The organism is Burkholderia anthina, from assembly GCF_001547525.1.
In the GTDB taxonomy this organism is placed as follows: domain Bacteria; phylum Pseudomonadota; class Gammaproteobacteria; order Burkholderiales; family Burkholderiaceae; genus Burkholderia; species Burkholderia semiarida.
This window is the reverse complement of sequence record NZ_CM003768.1, coordinates 3,356,455-3,373,562: the sequence shown is the minus strand read 5'-3', so window position 1 is coordinate 3,373,562 and position 17,108 is coordinate 3,356,455. Positions and strand designations below refer to the sequence as shown.

Annotated in this window: 17 protein-coding genes; 4 read left to right on the top strand and 13 right to left on the bottom strand. The window is 66.1% G+C overall.

Features of this window, described 5'->3' with window-relative positions; all coding sequences use genetic code 11:
* Positions 1-120: 120 nt before the first annotated feature.
* Complete coding sequence (locus tag WS64_RS32920) at positions 121-330, bottom strand: hypothetical protein (protein WP_081083214.1); 210 nt, start codon at positions 328-330, stop codon at positions 121-123.
* A 289-nt stretch (positions 331-619) separates the two neighbouring features.
* Between WS64_RS32920 and WS64_RS15400 the strand changes: the two genes are divergently transcribed.
* Both WS64_RS15400 and WS64_RS15395 read left to right on the top strand, forming a co-directional pair.
* Positions 620-1,171: a hypothetical protein gene (locus tag WS64_RS15400; protein WP_059576580.1), complete on the top strand. Its 552-nt coding sequence runs from the start codon at positions 620-622 to the stop codon at positions 1,169-1,171.
* Positions 1,168-1,662 carry a hypothetical protein gene (locus tag WS64_RS15395; protein ID WP_059576585.1) on the top strand — a complete coding sequence of 165 codons (495 nt, stop codon included), beginning with the start codon at positions 1,168-1,170 and terminating at the stop codon, positions 1,660-1,662. Before WS64_RS15400 ends, WS64_RS15395 begins: the two co-directional genes overlap by 4 nt.
* A gap of 66 nt (positions 1,663-1,728) precedes the next feature.
* Here the strand turns inward: WS64_RS15395 and WS64_RS15390 are convergent, their stop codons facing one another.
* The 9 genes from WS64_RS15390 to WS64_RS15355 form a co-directional block, all read right to left on the bottom strand.
* Positions 1,729-2,226 carry a tetratricopeptide repeat protein gene (locus tag WS64_RS15390; RefSeq protein ID WP_124659348.1) on the bottom strand — a complete coding sequence of 166 codons (498 nt, stop codon included), beginning with the start codon at positions 2,224-2,226 and terminating at the stop codon, positions 1,729-1,731.
* Positions 2,227-2,275: 49 nt separating this feature from the next.
* Positions 2,276-2,746 (bottom strand): hypothetical protein, encoded by a 471-nt coding sequence (locus tag WS64_RS15385; RefSeq protein ID WP_089465043.1) that lies wholly within the window; start codon positions 2,744-2,746, stop codon positions 2,276-2,278.
* Positions 2,747-2,757: 11 nt separating this feature from the next.
* The gene (locus tag WS64_RS32915) at positions 2,758-4,098 is read right to left on the bottom strand and encodes a PAAR domain-containing protein (protein ID WP_196755130.1); all 1,341 of its coding nucleotides are present in this window, start codon (positions 4,096-4,098) and stop codon (positions 2,758-2,760) included.
* Between the two features lie 12 nt (positions 4,099-4,110).
* On the bottom strand, positions 4,111-4,932 hold the full coding sequence (locus WS64_RS15375) for a DcrB-related protein (RefSeq protein ID WP_060966802.1): 822 nt from the start codon (positions 4,930-4,932) through the stop codon (positions 4,111-4,113).
* Between the two features lie 97 nt (positions 4,933-5,029).
* A complete protein-coding gene (locus WS64_RS15370) occupies positions 5,030-5,716 on the bottom strand; it encodes an ankyrin repeat domain-containing protein (RefSeq protein WP_226094006.1) in 687 nt (228 codons plus the stop codon).
* Positions 5,717-5,811: 95 nt separating this feature from the next.
* Complete coding sequence (gene tssI, locus WS64_RS15365; RefSeq protein WP_059576899.1) at positions 5,812-8,811, bottom strand: type VI secretion system Vgr family protein; 3,000 nt, start codon at positions 8,809-8,811, stop codon at positions 5,812-5,814.
* Between the two features lie 133 nt (positions 8,812-8,944).
* Entirely contained in the window at positions 8,945-9,157 is a 213-nt protein-coding gene (locus WS64_RS34315) for a hypothetical protein (protein ID WP_155720428.1), read from the bottom strand.
* 154 nt (positions 9,158-9,311) lie between these two features.
* Positions 9,312-10,649, bottom strand: coding sequence for an ABC transporter ATP-binding protein (locus WS64_RS15360; protein WP_059576606.1), 1,338 nt, complete (start codon positions 10,647-10,649; stop codon positions 9,312-9,314).
* A gap of 22 nt (positions 10,650-10,671) precedes the next feature.
* Complete coding sequence (locus WS64_RS15355; RefSeq protein ID WP_060966801.1) at positions 10,672-12,429, bottom strand: ABC transporter permease; 1,758 nt, start codon at positions 12,427-12,429, stop codon at positions 10,672-10,674.
* A gap of 500 nt (positions 12,430-12,929) precedes the next feature.
* Between WS64_RS15355 and WS64_RS15350 the strand changes: the two genes are divergently transcribed.
* Positions 12,930-13,196 carry a double-stranded DNA-specific endonuclease gene (locus tag WS64_RS15350; RefSeq protein WP_011545926.1) on the top strand — a complete coding sequence of 89 codons (267 nt, stop codon included), beginning with the start codon at positions 12,930-12,932 and terminating at the stop codon, positions 13,194-13,196.
* Positions 13,197-13,238: 42 nt separating this feature from the next.
* Here the strand turns inward: WS64_RS15350 and WS64_RS15345 are convergent, their stop codons facing one another.
* Both WS64_RS15345 and WS64_RS15340 read right to left on the bottom strand, forming a co-directional pair.
* Complete coding sequence (locus WS64_RS15345) at positions 13,239-14,555, bottom strand: ATP-binding protein (protein ID WP_059576612.1); 1,317 nt, start codon at positions 14,553-14,555, stop codon at positions 13,239-13,241.
* On the bottom strand, positions 14,539-15,264 hold the full coding sequence (locus WS64_RS15340; protein ID WP_006493394.1) for a response regulator: 726 nt from the start codon (positions 15,262-15,264) through the stop codon (positions 14,539-14,541). The genes WS64_RS15345 and WS64_RS15340 overlap by 17 nt, the downstream gene beginning before the upstream one ends.
* Positions 15,265-15,488: 224 nt before the next feature.
* Here WS64_RS15340 and WS64_RS15335 point away from each other — a divergent pair, with 224 nt between their 5' ends.
* On the top strand, positions 15,489-16,043 hold the full coding sequence (locus tag WS64_RS15335) for a periplasmic heavy metal sensor (protein WP_060966800.1): 555 nt from the start codon (positions 15,489-15,491) through the stop codon (positions 16,041-16,043).
* Positions 16,044-16,112: 69 nt separating this feature from the next.
* On the opposite strand, the gene WS64_RS15330 is transcribed toward WS64_RS15335, so the two are convergent.
* A complete protein-coding gene (locus tag WS64_RS15330; RefSeq protein WP_060966799.1) occupies positions 16,113-16,823 on the bottom strand; it encodes a pirin family protein in 711 nt (236 codons plus the stop codon).
* Between the last annotated feature and the right edge of the window lie 285 nt (positions 16,824-17,108).

The window sequence follows — 17,108 nt, the reverse complement described above, 5'->3', positions numbered from 1 at the left end:
TTCGATTGGCTGACGCGCGACGCGCGCCAAAGCAGGCGCGGCGGCCCGAAGGCGGCCGCGCGGCGACTCAGTTCCGAGAATTGCAATGAAATACGGCGGTGGAATGCGGCGACGACCGTATCAAGCGTCCTGCTCCTGACCGAGGTCGCGTTGATAGTCGAGCCCTTCCGGGCGAGCACCACCCTGGTTGTGGTCGCCGTCCGACGGCGCCTCGTCCGGCGCGCCCGCGGGCGGGGCCGATGGCGCGTCGGTCCGCGGACGCGGGCGGTCTTCCGGATGGCCGGCCGCCGCGTCGGGTGGCCGGTGTGACAACCGTTTCGAACGGCGCATGGCTGGGCGTCTCATATGCGGCGCGGCTCGAGGCCGTCGTAGAAACATTCCATAACAAAACAGTCTAGGTCGCGCGATCGCATCCGAAGGTAACAATTACCTTCAATTTGTAACGTTTCGACCCCTCGTCGTTCATCTATTCGACAATAGCGCCGCCCGCGCGCACGCGGCCCGCCGCACGGCGATTTGTCAAAGCTTTGCAGTTTTCCCATGACAATTGCGAAACAATGACGCGGCATCGGGAGCGTGCATGCGTCGCCGCTCACCCAGACAGGACTTGCACTCAGGGATGAACATTCGCTTCGAATCGCCGCGCCGGGCCACGCCGGCGCGCGTCGTGCTGGCCGTGATCGCCGCGGCCGCACTGCTGTCCGGCTGCAATTCGCTGTACAGCGAAGGCGCGACGGCCGGCGCCGGTATCGCGGGCGCCGCGATCGCCTCCAAGGTCACCAACAACGCCGCCGTCGCCACCGGCATCGGCCTGGGCGCCGTCGCCGGCGCACGGGCGGGCGTCCAGTACACGCAACGCGTCGCGCACCGCTACACGCAAGACCAGATCGCGAAGGCGGCCGGTCCGCTCGACGTCGGCGGCGTCGCGCCGTGGTCGACGCACCATTCGTTCCCGATCGAGGACGACGAGCAGGGCCGCGTGACGGTCAGCCGGATGATCAGCGTCGGCCCGCTCGACTGCAAGGAAATCGTGTTCGCGGTCGATACGCCGGCGAAGGCCGACAAGCCCGCGCAATCGGCGTTCTACGTCGCCACCATCTGCCGCGACGGCCCCGTGTGGAAATGGGCGTCGGCGGAACCGGCGACCGAGCGCTGGGGCGCGCTGCAATGAGCGTGGCGATCCGTATCGCGGCGATCGGCGCGCTGTGCGCGGCGACGCTCGCGCTGTCGGGCTGCGGCTCGGTCGGCGCGGCGAGCGGTGCGCTGGCCGGCGCGGCGACGGGCCTCGTCACCGCGAACCCGGCGGTCGGCGTGGGCGTCGGGATTGCCGTGCAGGCCGCGACCGACGAAGCCGTCAACCGCACGATGAAGCAGCTTCATCAGAACCAGCAGGACGCGATCGCGAAGACAGCCGGCAGCCTCGCCGTCGGCGAAGTGAAGCCGTGGAAGGTGAAGAACACGCTGCCGCTGGAAAACGGCGAAGGCGAAGTGCGCGTCACGCGCGCGTACTCGTCGGCGCTCGCGCTGTGCAAGGAATTCGCGTTCTCGGTGAAGGACGGCGACAAGGCCGACTGGTATTTCGCGAATGCGTGCCAGCAAGGCACGCACTGGAAGTGGGCGTCGGCGGAACCGGCAGTCGATCGGTGGGGGAATTTGCAGTAACGACGCGATGCGCCGCGCATCGTGCGTGGCGCCCCTGCCGTTTTGCGTACTCGCGAGCTACGGTGATTATAGACGCGTGCGAAGCTGCGCCACCCTTTCCTTGATCTTCGCGGACAGCGCATCGTCCGGGTTGTAGGTCAGGCACCGCTCCAGATCGGCGATCGACGCTTTGATATCACCCAGCGTCTCGTATGCCCTGGCGCGATTGAAATAGACGAAAGGCTGGTCGGGATTGAGCTTCAGCGCCCGGTCGAAGTAATCGAGCGACTTCTGGTAGGCGCCGCCTTCGAGATAAATCGTCGCGAGCGTGCAATACGCCGACGGATCCGTATAGCCCAGTTCGATGGCCCGGTTCAGATCGTTCAGCGCGAGATCGGTCTTCTTGATCATCGCGAAGGTCGTGCCACGATCGGCATACGTCGCCGCGTCTTCCGGCGCTAGTTTCAGGATGTCGCCGTACAACCCGAGCGCGTCCTCGATACGGCCCTGCGACACGAATCCGCGTGCCCGCATGCGCATCGGTGAAAAATCGGGATTCTTATCGGTCATTCGATTCAGCTCCAAAAACTTCGCACTTGCATTATCCGCTTCGCTGTCCGGAAACCGCCCCGGCTCAGCGCCCGGCCCTCGCGATCAAGCCGTTCAGATAAGTTTCCAGCACACTGAACTTGACGATCGACGCATTCCGCCATGTTGGATGCTGACTCGCCGCAGCCTTCACGGCCTCCGGCACATCCTCACGCAGCCACAGCTCCGGAACATGCAATCTGGCGCCCAATTCACCGTCCATGTCCTCCAGGACCATGTGCCCGCGCGACGGATACTCGTTCAACGCACCGGCCTGCGCTCTCACGAACAGAAGAGCACGCTCGCCGGCTTGAAGTGCCACGTTGCCCCAAGTCGGCGGACCGCCGTTGAACACGATTTCCGCCCCGAGATTATCCGGCGTGATGCCCTTTCCGCTGGAATAGATGCGCTCTACCTTCGCCCGAAAAACATGCGGACTCGGAGAATCGATGACGGATACGAGCACCAGATCGTACGATTCCACTGCTACGGTATAGAGACCCTTTTTCTCACTCATAGAATCTGATGTCACGGCTTCCACGGTGTCCCGACCTTCTCGAGTTCGGGCATGTAGTACTGCAATTTTCCGGTCGTTTCCGGAATCGGGATACCCAGGCGGCCGGGGAACGTCGCACAGTTATAGTTGTTTTCCGGCCATGCGCCGCCAGACTTGGGCGGCCATTGATACCGGATGTCGTCCATGGGCCCGCGCGCCACCAGTTCCTCGTGTGCCGCCAGAATTGATTCGTACTGCTCCTGCGTGACAGGTATCTTCTGCTCATACACGGTCTGTAGCGTGCCGGCCCCGCCACGGGCAGGCAGTGGATTTTCCGCAATCAGCGAGAATGCTGCCTGGTCCTGGGTCAGTTGCCCCGGATAACTGCCGGATGACTTCAGATTGGCGAATACATCCGCCGCGGTCGCATCCCCGACTGCCGGTCCAAAACCCCAAATCGTCTTGCCGCCGTCGAATGAATACCCGACGTGGCCAGTGTACTGATACTCGTGCAGAACGCCTTCTGCGTCGGGCGTCCGGCCGCCGCCACGCACACCGAACAGCGAAATCGTCGGCTGCTCCGTCGCCCCTGCCGCACCTTCGGCCGCTTCCAGCGCCGACAGTTCGCCAGCCGCGGAGCCCGCTCCTCTCGCGCCGCCGACGAGCCTGGCGCCCTTCGCCGCGCCGAATCCGCCCAGCAAGCTTCCTCCAAGCATCGACCACTTCTGCCCGTCCGAACCCTCGCCGAAGATCTTCCCGCCCAGCCATCCGCCGACTTCGCCGCCGAGAAAGCCGCCGGCCGCACCGAGCAGCGCCAGCGCGGGCCCCGCAAGAACGGCCGCAGCCGCAATGCCCACCGCGGCCATCGTCCAGTTCACCCACGCCGGGATCTCGGGATTGAACTCGCCGACCGCCGGACCACCGATGAACACGTTCGGCGATCCGTCGTTGATCAACGCGCCGCACATCATCCGGTCTTCCTTGCGGCTCGCCGGCTGGCTGTTGATGAACACCGTCGACGAACCCTGCGCGACCACCTGCGGCGGCCCCGCATGGTCGCTGCACAGGCCCTGGCTCAGGATGGCCCGCATCGCCGCGCGACTGTTGATGAAGACGTTGGGCGAACCCTTTATGAGACTTCCGGTGACATGTCGCGGCGCCCACGACATCGTGCCCAGCACTTCGCCGAGACCGCCGCCCGCGGCAGCGCCCGCCGCGATTGCAGCGACGACCGTCAACGCAGCACCTCCCGTCGCGACCACCGCGACGGCGCCGATCACCGCACCCGCGATCAGCCCGGCGATCATCCATCCCTTGGATGCCGTATGCGCGATCGGATCACCCAACCGCGCAGCCGCCAGTAATGTATCCACGCCCGCTCTCCGTCAGCCCGCGTTCGCAACCGCGGTCAGATAAGCACGCACGGCCTCGACGCTCTGCATGCCGGTCATGCCCTTCACCGCCGTCACAGCGTCGAGTCGATCGCTCAGCGATGCGTGCTCGCGCACATCCGCCGTCCACAGCGCGAATTGACGGCCGTCCATCGCGCGCCACGCCGCTTGCCCGTCCGGCGCGGGCTGCAGCGCCAGCGGCTCACCGCCCGGGCCGAAGAACGCGGTGTCGTCGAACATTTCGGTGACGTCGTGCCGGTACAGTTCGGCCATGCCCGTGAGCGCGTACAGCGTCGCGCTCGGCTCGTGCAGCACGAACACGATGCCGGCCTCGTCCTGGCCGAGCGCCCTCGGCGCGAAGGCCGCCCGATCGGGCCGGGCCAGCACGACACTCGCGAGCAGGCGCTTGTATTCCTTGCTCTTGTCCTCCGTGAACGACTTCGGACAGGTGCCGATGAAACTGATCGCCACGCGTTCGCGCCCGCCCTTCGGCGACATCACGACCGTCTGGCGCTGATGCAGCGGCGCGCCTTCCGACACCCAGCGATAATCGATTTCGCGCGCGGTTTCGCCGTCGATTTCCCGGTTTTCCAGATGCTTCAATTCGAAACGCGGCAGCGACTTGCGCATCTCCGAGACCAGCCGCGTCACGAACGTGTCGACCGTATCGTCCGGCTCCATCGGCGCGCGGGACACCACGAAAGTGAATCCGCTACTACCGCTCCCCGTTTCATCGACCGTAAACAGGTGAATCGTCTTGTCTTTGAAGTGCGCCGGCAACTGAATGACGGCATCGTTCATCTGATATTCGGACATGCTCTTCTCGGTTCGGCGTGCCCGCCGCGGCAGGCGCCGGATTGAAACTGTGCGCCGGCTGCACGGTCGCAGCCGACGCAACCGTCACGGGGCAACGTTACTGCACGCCGGCCGCGACCAGACGCTTGTGGATGGCTTCGATGCGACCCAGCTGCGGCGAGCCTTTCGGCGTCTGTTGCAACTCGTCGCCGAGGACCTTCGCGTACGCGAGACCGTTGTCGTTCTTCACCGACGGATCGGCGCCGTGCGCGAGCAGATAATCGACGACGTCCCATTGCCGCAGGCGCGTCGCTTCGTAGAGCGCGGTTTCCTTCATCGAATCCCGCACATTGACGTTCGCCTTGTGCTCGACCAGCAGGCGCATTTGCGGCAACAGTGTGTCCTTGCAGGTGGCGAAGAGCAGCGGCGTATCGCCGTCGTACTTGAGATCGGGATTCATGCCGCCGGCCAGCAACGCCTTGAGCAGGTTCGGCGTGTCGGCCCGCGCGGCCAGATACGCGACGTTCGCGCCATTCTCGCCGAACGGCTGTTCGGGCTTCGCGCCGTCCCGGACCAGTTCGCTGACGATCTGAAGGCGCACGTTGGCGGCATCCGCCTTCACCGGCACGGCTTCCTGCACCGCGAACGACAGCAGGCTGGCCTTCTTGTTGCCCAGCGCAGCGAGATCGGCATGCGGCGCAAGCGCCTTGACCTGCGCCAGATTCCCGTCGCGAATGGCACGCGCCAGCTCGAGTTGCTGTCCCGTGAAAAAGTCTTCGGGCGGGTAACGTTTGAAGTCTGCCATTTTTGTTTCCTGTGCTTGAGTCGGCCACCAGAACGGCGACGACAAACCGATGACCGCGACAACCGCGCCTGCGGCGATGACCTTGCTGTATTTCATCAATGTCCCTGAAGTTGACTCAGCAGCGACGATTGCTGCTCGGCGACGGTCGTATTCAGCCCGCTCGTCACCTGGCCCATCATGTGCCGCTGGACCGTCGTCACGCTGGTGCCCGGAATGGTGATCTGCTCGCCGACCGCCTTGGGCATCAGGTGGGACGTCACCTCGCTGATCGGGCCGAGCCCGCCCTCCTGCGAGCCCGTCAGGATGTCGCCGTCGACGCGATAGTTCGTGATCGACGACGCCCGCGGCGTGGCGCCGTACAGCGGCAACGTTTCAGGATTGAGGCCTGCCGCGTTGAAAGTGGTCGCGCCCGCGCCGCTCGCCTGCGATGCAGCCGACGCCAACCCGCCGCCGAGCGAATGGCCTGTGAGGTCGAGGCCGCCCGCATTGCCGGAACCATGGATCTTCTTGCCGAGGGTCACGGCGCGATCGTAGTACGGCGAATTGTCGCCCAGCCCCTGGCTGAGGTTGTTCGACCAGTCCTCCTTGACCGTCGGCTGCGTGCCCTTGAAGGCCAGCGTCGGCTTCATGCTGTCGCCGAACACCGCAGGATCGGGCGCATAGACCTGCGCGCCGAAATTGCTGCCGGGAATCTTCAGATCCTGCGGCCGCATGCCGAACTTCTTCAGCGCTTCGGGGTCGTTCGACACGTTCTTCCATCCCGGCGGCGCCGTCCCGGGCGTGTACACCGCTTCCGCGAGCTTCGCCAGTTGTTGCGCCTTGACCGTCGCCTGAAGCTTGCGTGCCGCGGCCTGCACCTTCGGATCGGCTGACGCGAGACCCGCCGCGATGACCGCCTGCTGATTGGCCCACTCGATCGCCATCGCCTGCTCGGGCGTGACGAACAGCCCCTGGTTCAGATGGATCACCGGGCCATCGAGGAAAATGCCGCTCTGATTGATCAGGATGCTCGAGGCGCCGTGGGACAGCTTGATGCTGTCCGGCTTCAGCGTCACGATGCTCGCGCCGACCCGATGCTCGATCTCGTCCGTCGCCTGATAGCTCTGCTTGCCCGGCCCGGCATCGCCCGCGAGCGCCTGCACGCCGACGGTGTTGGCCGTCGTGAAGCGCGCCTTCGCGATCTTTTCCGACAGGCTGCCTTCCGCGATGTGCTTGCTCTCGTCGCCTTTGAGCACCGACACGTTCCGCGCGCCGGATTCGACCGTATGCGATTCGCTATCCTTGACGATGGTCTTCATGTCCTTCTGCGCATGCAGAAAAACTTCCTGGGCGCCGTTCACATCCGAGAACCGCAGTTCGTTGAAACCCTCGCCCTTGTGCGTCTGGCTGCGCATCCCCATCGTCTGGCCGCCGCTGCCGTGATACGGGTTGCCCGATTCGCCGTTGAACACGCGGCCGACGACGATGGGGTTGTCCGGATCGCCCTGATTGAACGAGACGAGCACCTCCTGGCCGATCCGCGGAATCGCCGAACCGCCCCAGCCCTTGCCTGCCCACGGTTGCGATACGCGCACCCACATCGAATCGGAACCGTCGAGCTTGCCGCGGCGGTCCCACATGAAATGCAGCTTGACCCGGCTGCCGTCGGTGTGAATTTCCTCGCCCTTCGGCCCGACCACGATCGCGGACTGGGTGCCCTGCATGTGCGGCTTGGGCGTACGCCGCTCCGGCCTGAACGGAATGTCGATCGGCAGGCACGTAAACGTGTTGTGGTACGGCAGTTTCGAGGTCTGCTGGGTATAGTCGTTCGCCACCTGGTGACGAACGCGCAGGATCACGAAGTCCTTGTTGTTGTAGGCGGACGTGCCGTGATTGACCAGCGTGAAGCGGCCGCTCGTCGTCATCCCGTGCGCGTGACCGGCGCCGTTGAAACGGTGCGCGAGCGCTTCTTCCGCTTCCATCGCGTAGCACGCGTAACGCTGCCCGTCATCGCCGTGGTCATACAACGAATGGAACTGGTAACGCTCGGTCGTCTGGATGTTCGGGTGCTTCAGATTGACGGTCGGCACCTCGACATGCATTAGTTGCGACGACGGCTGGTTGTAGTTGAAATCCCGGTACGTGATCTTGCCGACCCGGAAACTGAACGCCTCGTCCCATCGATCGATGCCGTTCTGCTCGCTGGCGGCACTGTTGGCTTCGTACGGAATCGTCTTCAGGTTCGGAATCGGCTGGAACACCGCGTTGGTGTCGCCGATCACGAGGATGTGCTTGTCCTGTTCGTAGCGAATCGTCCAGATCAGCCCTTCCTGCTCCATCAGGCGCGAGCAGAAACTGTAGTAGGACTCGTCGTACATGACGATGTACTCGAGTTTCGGACGTTCGCCCTGCATCGCGAACTCGAAATCCGAGAAACCCATCTCGCGGAAAATGTCGCTCAGGATGTCCTGCGGCGTCTGGTTCTGGAAAATCCGGCAATCGGTCGAGCGCGTGAGAAACCAGAACCACGGAACGACGGACATTTCATAGCGGGTGACCGAACCCGACTTTCCGACGCGGCCGAACGATGCGACGTAACCGTCGAAATATCGCTTCGTCTCGATATCGGCCGCCGACGTCACGACACGCGTCAGACTGAAGTTGCGGCTCTGCGGCTCGAGCGTGATCTTGACCCGCTGCCCGACGATTTCCTGCGGTTCGATATTGTTGCGATGGGAAAGCAGGTCGAGATGTGTTTCGGTCAGTTGATTGACGTGTTCATCGATGACCGCCGCGCTGACCAGCAGCACGTCCGGGCCGAGCGGCGTTTCGATCGTGATGAAGCGATTGTCCTGGGTCAGGCGCGGGAGCGCGCCCGTCAGGCTGTTGATGGCCTCGGCGATCGACTCCGGAGCCTTGCCCATCAGCGACAAGCCTGTTTGCGCCAGTTGCACCGCGCTCGCGGCACCGCCCAGCAGCCCCGCGCCCGGCATGCCGGTCAGCGCCCCCAGTTGGCCCGCCATGCCGGCAAGCGAACCCAGGTTCGTCAAACCGCCGGCCAAGGCTGCGCCGCCCCCGCTCATCCCGGCGGGGTTTCCGTTTCCTGCGAAACTCATCATTGACCTCGTTCTTTTTGTCGGGCGAACCCGCCGCGATCTGGACGCTATCGCACCAACAAGGCGCTCTCAGCCGCCTTGAAGGCGCCAAATATATCAAACCGTAGGCAAATTCATAACCACTTGTCAGTATTTAGTATTCCGCGCCGAAATCCCCTCCGGTCGATCGGTTGATCGATCCCTGATATTTATTGCCGATGGACGCGCGTGATCGCGCGGCGATCGAAGCACTCCGCACCATGCGGCAGGCATTCAACGCGTGGTGAAGGGGAAAAAGGCGGCGGAAGTGAACGAAGCGTTGCGGCCGAAAAGCGAAGCCGGCCGCGGCATCCTCGGCGAATGCCATCCGCAGCGCTTCCAGCAGGAGCGCGATCCGACAATTGGATGATCCCTCGTCCGGCGCTCGTTGCGAATGCCGAGGGCGGTCGCGGCAGCCGAATCACGCTGCCGGGAGCATCGGGGCGATTCCAGCGGGACGCGTCGGAATCACCCCGATCGCATCAGGACTCGACGTCCTCGAGGCTGAAGATCTCGGTCTGGTCGTTGTACGAGAAGATCTCCCCGTAACGCCCCCAGTCGATCACCGCGTCGAGCGTTTCCTCGGCCGCGCCGTCCGACAGGAAATCCTCGAGCTCCTGCTCGAAGCGCACGCGCGGCGCGCGATGGCCCGGGCGCTCGTTCAGCACCTTCTTGATCCGCGCGGCGAGCGGCACGTGCTTCAGCAAGTGATCGGCGAACATCAGCTTGCGTTCCTGCGTGCCGAACTCCGCGAACACGCGCCCCGGCGGCGTCAGGAACACGTCGCCTTCGCGCACGTCCGCGAAGCCGAGGTACTGCAGTACTTCCGCGATCGGGAACAGGTCGTCGACCTCGAGGTGCAGCGTGCGCGCGATTTCCGGCATGTCCGCGCGGCCGTGGTACGGCGCCATCGCGAGCGTCTCGATCAGGCCGGCCATCAGGTTGGTCGACACCTGCGGCAGCCAGCTGCCGAGCTCGAGCCCCTTCTTCGTCGCCTCGCCGGTCTGGCGGGCCGTCATCTTCGCGTAGATGTCGTCGACGAGCTTGCGGAACGCCGGATCCAGACGATTGCGCGGGTGCTTGAACGGCACCTTGATCTCCGCGATCACGCGGCCCGGGTTCGACGACAGCACGAGAATGCGGTCGCACATGAACACCGCTTCCTCGATGTTGTGCGTGACGATCAGCACCGACTTGATCGGCATGCGGCCTTGCGTCCACAGATCGAGCAAATCGGTACGCAGCGTCTCGGCGGTCAGCACGTCGAGCGCGGAGAACGGCTCGTCCATCAGCAGGATCGTCGGATCGACGACGAGCGCGCGCGCGAAGCCCACGCGCTGGCGCATGCCGCCCGACAGCTCGCGCGGATACGCGTTCTCGAAGCCGTCGAGACCGATCAGGTCGATCGCCGCGAGCGCACGCTCGCGCCGCTCGCGCGCGCCGACGCCGAGCGCTTCGAGCCCGGCTTCCACGTTCTGCAGCACGGTCAACCACGGGAACAGCGCGAAGGTCTGGAACACCATCGCGACACCCTCGGCCGGCCCGCGCAGCGGCTTGCCGAGGTACGTCACTTCGCCGCCGGTCGGCTCGATCAGCCCGGCGATGATGCGCAGCAGTGTCGACTTGCCCGAGCCCGACCGGCCGAGCAGCCCGACGATCTCGCCTTCGCGCAGCGACAGGTTCGCGTCGTCGAGCACGAGCAGCTCGCCCTGCGTCTTGTTGAAACCGCGGCAGACGTGCTCGACGCGCAGGATTTCTTCACCGGGGCGCGGCGGCTGGGACGTCTGGACGGGGGCGTTTACAGCATTCGGATTGTGCATCGCGTTTCGCTCTCAATCGGTCTCAGTCGAGCCGCAGCTTCGCTTCGGCGAAGGCATACAGCGGGCGCCACAGCAGGCGGTTGAACAGGGTGACGAACAGGGACATCACGGCGATGCCCAGGATGATTTTCGGAAAATCGCCGGCGGCGGTGGTCTGCGCGATGTAGGCGCCGAGGCCGTGCGCCTCGATCCGCGTGCTGCCCCACTGCACGGCTTCGGACACGATGCTCGCGTTCCACGCGCCGCCCGATGCGGTGATCGCGCCCGTCACGTAGTACGGGAAGATGCCGGGCAGGATCGCCTGGCGCCACCACTGCCAGCCGCGGATGCGGAAGTTGGTCGCCGCTTCTCGATAGTCGTTCGGGTAGGACGTCGCACCGGCGATCACGTTGAACAGGATATACCACTGCGTGCCGAGCACGATCAGCGGCGACAGCCAGATGTCCGGGTTCAGGTGGAAGCGCGCGATCACGATCACGAACACCGGGAACAGCAGGTTCGCCGGGAACGCGGCGAGGAACTGCGCGAGCGGCTGCAGCTTCTCGGCCAGCTTCGGGCGCAACCCGACCCACACGCCGATCGGCACCCAGATCACCGACGCGATCGAGATCAGCACGACCACGCGCAGCAGCGTGATGAGCCCGAGCACGAGCACGTGGCCGACTTCGGCCATCGTCACGCCGGTGGCGACGAAACTCACGACGCGCCACACGATATAGGCGGTGCCGATCAGCACGAGCCCGGCCCACGCGATGTCGACCGTGCGCGACGCCTTCTTCTCGACTTTCGGCAGCGTGAAGCGCATCGCGCCCGACAGCGGCAGGCGCAGCGGAATCCGCGCGGCCTTCGCGAAGAACCAGCCGGCCGGCACGAGCAGCTGATGAATCAGCCGCGTGCGGCGCACGAGGTCCAGCAGCCACGACTGCGGCGCATCGCCCGACGCGGTGTTCTCCATCCGGAACTTGTCGGCCCACGCGATGAGCGGGCGGAACAGGAACTGGTCGTACGCGAGGATCACGACCGTCATCGTCAGGATCACCCAGCCGATCGCGCCGAAGTTCTTGTCCGAGATCGCCTGCGCGAGATACGCGCCGATGCCCGGCAGCGTGATCGTCTGGTTGCCGACGGTGATCGCCTCCGACGCGACGACGAAGAACCAGCCGCCCGACATCGACATCATCATGTTCCAGATCAGGCCCGGCATCGAGAACGGCACCTCGAGCTTCCAGAAGCGCTGCCAGGACGTCAGGTGGAAGCCGCGCGACACTTCGTCCAGGTCGCGCGGCACCGTGCGCAGCGACTGGTAGAAGCTGAACGTCATGTTCCACGCCTGGCTCGTGAAGATCGCGAAGATCGCGGCCAGCTCGGCGCCGAGCACGCGGCTCGGGAACAGCGCGAGGAAGAACGTGACCGTAAACGAGATGAAACCGAGCACCGGCACCGACTGCAGGATGTCGAGGATCGGGATCAGCACCATGCCCGCGCGGCGGCTCTTGGCCGCGAGCGTGCCGTAGACGAGCGTGAACGCGAGCGACGCGACCATCGCGGCGAGCATCCGCAGCGTGGTGCGCAACGCGTATTCGGGCAGGTTCGACGGATCGAGCGAGATCTTCTGCGTCTGCAGCACGCCGATCGGCGCCATCGTTTCGTGGAAGCCGACCACCGCCATCGCGATCAGGCAGATGATCAGCGGAAAGGCGATGAAGTCCCACCGGTTCGGCAGCACGCGCCACGCGGATGCGTTGGCGGTCCGGTTCGGATTGAAGAATCCGACGTTCATCAGGCGCCCTCCCCGGTAAGGCCGAACGAAGCCGGCAGTCGATGTTGATTCATGGCAAAGCGCACGGGCGCGGTAATTCGATTGACTGGCGATTTCGCGCGCGCGGCGCGCCGTGCGCGCACACGCGGCCGCGGCCGGTCGAGCCGGGCCGCGACGGCACGACACTACACCAACCTGTATTTCAGGCACAACCGTCCGGGACGGCGCGGGCAGCGCAGGGATCGTGCCCGGCGCATGGACGGATGGCGGGCGCGCGGTACGGAACGGCCCGGCCGCGATCCTGCGGCCGGCACGCAGGCCCGAATTATGCCGTGATCCGGCCCGGCCGTGAACCCGCCACCCGCATGCGGCCACAAACCCTGTGCGGCATCAGCAGCCGGATACGGTGAAGCAGGTATGATCGGGGCTAGCCCCCGGGTCCGGTTCGGCCGTGTCGCGGCAATGTGCACGGCCCTCTGTCAACAGGCCACGGGGATCGACCGACGAGCGGGAGGAAGGGAATGGCAGGAAACTTGGTGATCGTCTGTCGCGATCAGGATGCCGACGCGTTCTATGAACTGATGCAGGAGTACGGGTCGTTCCAGACGCGGCTGTCGTCCACGGCATGGTACCTGAACATGAACGTCGTGCCGGAATCGCTGCAGGAGGAAATCCTGGAGCGCCTCGGCCGGTATACGACCGTCTATATCTTCGAGGCCACCACGGTGACCTACAACACGATCGACAGCAATGCGGCCGAGACGCTCGGCACGCTGTTCGGCGAATGAAGCCGCGCGGCGCCTGCCCGGCCGGGCAGGCGCCGCAGCCGCTCATGCGGCTTGTTCGTGAGGTTCGTCCTTCGGCACGGCCTCGAACGGGAACGTCATCGACACACGCAGGCCGCCTTCGGGGCGATTGCCGATGTCGCATGCGCCACCGAGCCTGAGCACGAGCCGCTCGACGATCGCGAGCCCGAGCCCGCTGTGGCCGTTGCCGCCGCGCGCGGGATCGAGCCGCACGAACGGCCGCGTGGCGGCCGCGAGGTCGCGCGGCGCGATGCCGCCGCCGCTGTCGCTGACCGACAGCACGTAGCCGGCCGGCGTGCGCGCCGTCTCCACGAATACGGGCGGCGCGCCGTACGCATGCGCGTTGTCCAGCAGGTTCGACAGGATCCGGTCGAGCGTCGCCGTCGGCAGCCGAAAGCCGGGATCGGCTTCCAGCCGCGTCTGGACCGTCGGCGCGTTCGGCGCGACCGCACGATAGCTGCGCGCGATCCGCTCGCAGGCCTGATCGACCGGCACCGGCTCGCTGCGGTCGGCCCCGCCGTGTGCGAATACCAGGAACTGGTCGACGATGTGCGACATCGAGTCGACGTCGCGCACGACGCCGTCGCGCAGCCGCGCGTCGTCCATCATTTCGGCCCGCAGGCGCATCCGCGCGAGCGGCGTGCGCAGGTCGTGCGCGACGCCGGCCAGCATCACCGCGCGATCGCTCTCGGCCTGCGATACCTGCTCCACCATCTGATTGAAGCCGCGCGTGAGCTGACGCAGCTCGCGCGGGCCGCGTTCGCGCAGCGGCGGCACCGGTTGCCCGCGGCCGAAACGCGCGACCGCGCGCGCGAGCGAGCGCAGCGGCTGCTGCAACTGCCAGGCGGCGAACAGCGCGGCGATCACGCCGGCCGAGAAGATCGTGCCGAGCCACAGCAGCATCCGGTCGAGCGAGCGCGGCGGCCGCAGCGGCTGCACGGGGACCACGATCCAGTTGCGGTCGGCCGGCTCCTTCACCCACAGCACCGGCGGATGGCCGGGCGCGCCGATCTCGACCTGCGTGCCGGGCGGCATGCGCTCGCTCACGTCGTCGCGAAACCGCTTCAGCGGCGGCGGCAGCCCCGAATCGCCGCCCTTCGGCACGTCGGCGCTATCCGGCGACACGAGCCTCACGCGCGACGGCAGCGGCTGGTCGGGCGTGCGCGCGACGTGCTGGCGCACCGCATCGACGAGGAACGCGGCCTCCTCGACCGCATAACGCGTCTGCATCTGGTTGCGCTCGAGCCGCATCGCGAAGAACCACGCGAAGTGCGACAGCAGCAGGACGCCGACGACGAGCAGCGCCAGCCGCCCGAACAGTGAATCAATGGGTTTGCGCATGGGCCTCGCCGTCGGGCACGAACACGTAGCCGCGCCCGCGGACCGTCTGGATGAAGCGCGGCGTCGACGGATCCGTTTCGAGGATGCGGCGCAGGCGCCATACCTGGACGTCGATGCCGCGGTCGGTGCCGTCGTACTCGGGCCCGTGCAGCAGCTCGAGCAGCCGCTCGCGCGTGAGCGTGCGCAGCGCATGGTTCACGAAGATCTTCAGCAGCGCGAATTCGCTGCTCGACAGCGTGGCCGGCTTGCCGTCGACCGACAGCGTGCGCGCCTGGAAATCGAGCAGGAAGCGGCCGAACGCGAACGGCTCGCGCTGCTCGGGCGCGGCGGCCGACGGCGTCGCGCGGCGGCGGCGCAGCACGGCCTGCACGCGCGCGAGCAGCTCGCGCGGGTTGAACGGCTTGCCGAGGTAGTCGTCCGCGCCGAGCTCGAGCCCGACGATGCGGTCGACGTCGTCCGCCCGCGCGGTCAGCATGATCACGGGGATGTCGTCGCCGGCCGCGCGCAACTGGCGCAGCGCGGTCAGGCCGTCCACGCCCGGCATCATCAGGTCCAGGACGATGAGGTCGGGCCGCTCGCGCTCGAGGCGCTTCTCGAGCGTCGCCGCGTCGTGCAGCACGGACACTTCCATCCCCTGGCGCACGAGATAGTCGCGCAGCAGGTCTCGGAGTTCTTGGTCGTCGTCGACGATGAGGATCTGGGTAGTCATGGCTCGAAGTTTAGCGCGCGAGGGTGGAGTCGAAGAACGAAACAAAGGGACGAAAGGGTTACTGCGGGTTACCGCGCAAGGGAACTGTAATGCACGGTAACCGGGCCGCCACCCCGCGTAACACCCGCCGGGGCCTGCATCGCTAACCTGCGTCTTACCGGATGCGGTACCCGGCTTTCCCGGCACCGCATCGTCGGACCCTTTGGATTCAAGGAGTTTCTGAAATGTATAAGAAGACTTCCCGCGTGGCCATCGCGGCCGCCGCCTTGCTCGCTCTCGCATTCGGCACCGCGCATGCCGCGCAGCCCAACGACATGCCGCCGCCGGGCGGCCCCGGCATGCACCGGATGCACGGCGAGCATGAAGGCGGCCCGTTCGGCGCGATCATGAAACTGCACGACCAGCTGAAGCTCAATGCGTCGCAGGAACAGCAATGGCAGGCGGCCGTCAACACGATGAAGCAGAACCGTGACGCGATGCGCAAGAGCCACGAGCAGATGCGCGAGCAGTTCAAGGCGCAGCAGAACCAGCCGATCCTCGACCTGAGCGCGATGCATTCGGCGCGCCAGCAGGCCGAGGCACAGAACGCGCAACTGCTCGAGCAGACGTCCGCCGCATGGCTCACGTTCTACAACGGACTGAACGACCAGCAGAAGACGATGGTCAGCACGGCGCTCAAGCAGCAGTTCGCGAACATGGAGCAGCGCCACGAGAAGATGAAGGCGCGCTGGGAGCAGCATCGCGCGGCCGCCAAGGGCGCGTCGGCGCCGGCGCAGTAAGCAGGCGGGCCGCGTCGCGCCGCGGCGCCGAAGGGGACGCAGGCATCGGCCTGCGTCCCCTTTTTCGTTTCAGGCGACGTCGAACAGCAGCACCTCGGCCAGCCGGCCGCGCGCGAACGCCACCGCGTCCGCCCCGCCGATCCGCGCGCCGTCGCCGGCCGCCAGCGCGCGGCCGTTGACCTCGACCTCGCCGCGCGCCACGTGCACGTAGATGCTGCGCCCGGCCGGCACGTCGAACGCCGTCGTCTCGTCGCCGTCGATCAGCCCCGCGAAGATGCGCGCGTCCGCCCGCATCGACAGCGCGCCGTCGCCGCCGTCGGGCGCCGCGACGAGCCTCAACCGGCCGCGCTTCTCGTCGTCGGCGAAACGCCGCGCCTCGTAATCGGGCCGCCCGCCCCGCCCGGCCGGCTGCAGCCAGATCTGCAACAGGTGCAGCGGCCGGTCGCGCGACGCGTTGGTTTCGCTGTGCACGAGCCCCGTGCCGGCGCTCATCCGCTGGACGCCGCCGGTTCGAACGATCGCGCCGCAGCCGAGGCTGTCGCGGTGCGCGAGCACGCCATCCAGCACGTAAGTGACGATCTCCACGTCGCGTCGCGGCTGCATCCCGAAACCGCGCGTCGGCGCGATCAGGTCCTCGCTCAGCACGCACAACGCGCCGACGGGCGGACGCACCGGCGCGGGCTCATGCCCGGTGCGACAGGCGGATGAAAAGCTATGACTCGATTCGAGCCAGCCGTGGCGCGTGTGCCAGCGGTCTTCGGCGCGCAGGATCTGGAACATGGGGGTGGACGCTCGGGGGCGCAGGTGTTCTGTTCGGGTTTACCTCCACTGTAGGGGGACGCCGAACGCGCCACAATCCGCCGCCAATGCACCTCATTGTTGCAAGCACGCCACCAATTGCCCGAATATTCGTTGCGAATGCCACGACTGCCGCAACAGCCGAATCGAGGAATCGGTCGATCGCGCCGGATTGCCGTTTTCCGGGTATCGCGTTCGGGTAAAATACCGCCCTTTTGGCGTTCGCCCTCGAGGCGACCGCCCACGCCAGAGCGCCTATCGGCGATT

Bases quoted from the DNA above. Each gene is read 5' to 3' on its own strand.
- WS64_RS15360 (WP_059576606.1), bottom strand. From the start codon at position 10,649: ATGCACAATCCGAATGCTGTAAACGCCCCCGTCCAGACGTCCCAGCCG.
- WS64_RS15395 (WP_059576585.1), top strand. From the start codon at position 1,168: ATGAGCGTGGCGATCCGTATCGCGGCGATCGGCGCGCTGTGCGCGGCG.
- WS64_RS15330 (WP_060966799.1), bottom strand. From the start codon at position 16,823: ATGTTCCAGATCCTGCGCGCCGAAGACCGCTGGCACACGCGCCACGGC.
- WS64_RS15350 (WP_011545926.1), top strand. From the start codon at position 12,930: ATGGCAGGAAACTTGGTGATCGTCTGTCGCGATCAGGATGCCGACGCG.
- WS64_RS34315 (WP_155720428.1), bottom strand. From the start codon at position 9,157: ATGGCATTCGCCGAGGATGCCGCGGCCGGCTTCGCTTTTCGGCCGCAA.
- WS64_RS15375 (WP_060966802.1), bottom strand. From the start codon at position 4,932: ATGTCCGAATATCAGATGAACGATGCCGTCATTCAGTTGCCGGCGCAC.
- tssI (WP_059576899.1), bottom strand. From the start codon at position 8,811: ATGAGTTTCGCAGGAAACGGAAACCCCGCCGGGATGAGCGGGGGCGGC.
- WS64_RS32920 (WP_081083214.1), bottom strand. From the start codon at position 330: ATGCGCCGTTCGAAACGGTTGTCACACCGGCCACCCGACGCGGCGGCC.
- WS64_RS15370 (WP_226094006.1), bottom strand. From the start codon at position 5,716: ATGGCAGACTTCAAACGTTACCCGCCCGAAGACTTTTTCACGGGACAG.
- WS64_RS15355 (WP_060966801.1), bottom strand. From the start codon at position 12,429: ATGAACGTCGGATTCTTCAATCCGAACCGGACCGCCAACGCATCCGCG.
- WS64_RS15345 (WP_059576612.1), bottom strand. From the start codon at position 14,555: ATGCGCAAACCCATTGATTCACTGTTCGGGCGGCTGGCGCTGCTCGTC.
- WS64_RS15400 (WP_059576580.1), top strand. From the start codon at position 620: ATGAACATTCGCTTCGAATCGCCGCGCCGGGCCACGCCGGCGCGCGTC.
- WS64_RS15340 (WP_006493394.1), bottom strand. From the start codon at position 15,264: ATGACTACCCAGATCCTCATCGTCGACGACGACCAAGAACTCCGAGAC.
- WS64_RS15335 (WP_060966800.1), top strand. From the start codon at position 15,489: ATGTATAAGAAGACTTCCCGCGTGGCCATCGCGGCCGCCGCCTTGCTC.
- WS64_RS15385 (WP_089465043.1), bottom strand. From the start codon at position 2,746: ATGAGTGAGAAAAAGGGTCTCTATACCGTAGCAGTGGAATCGTACGAT.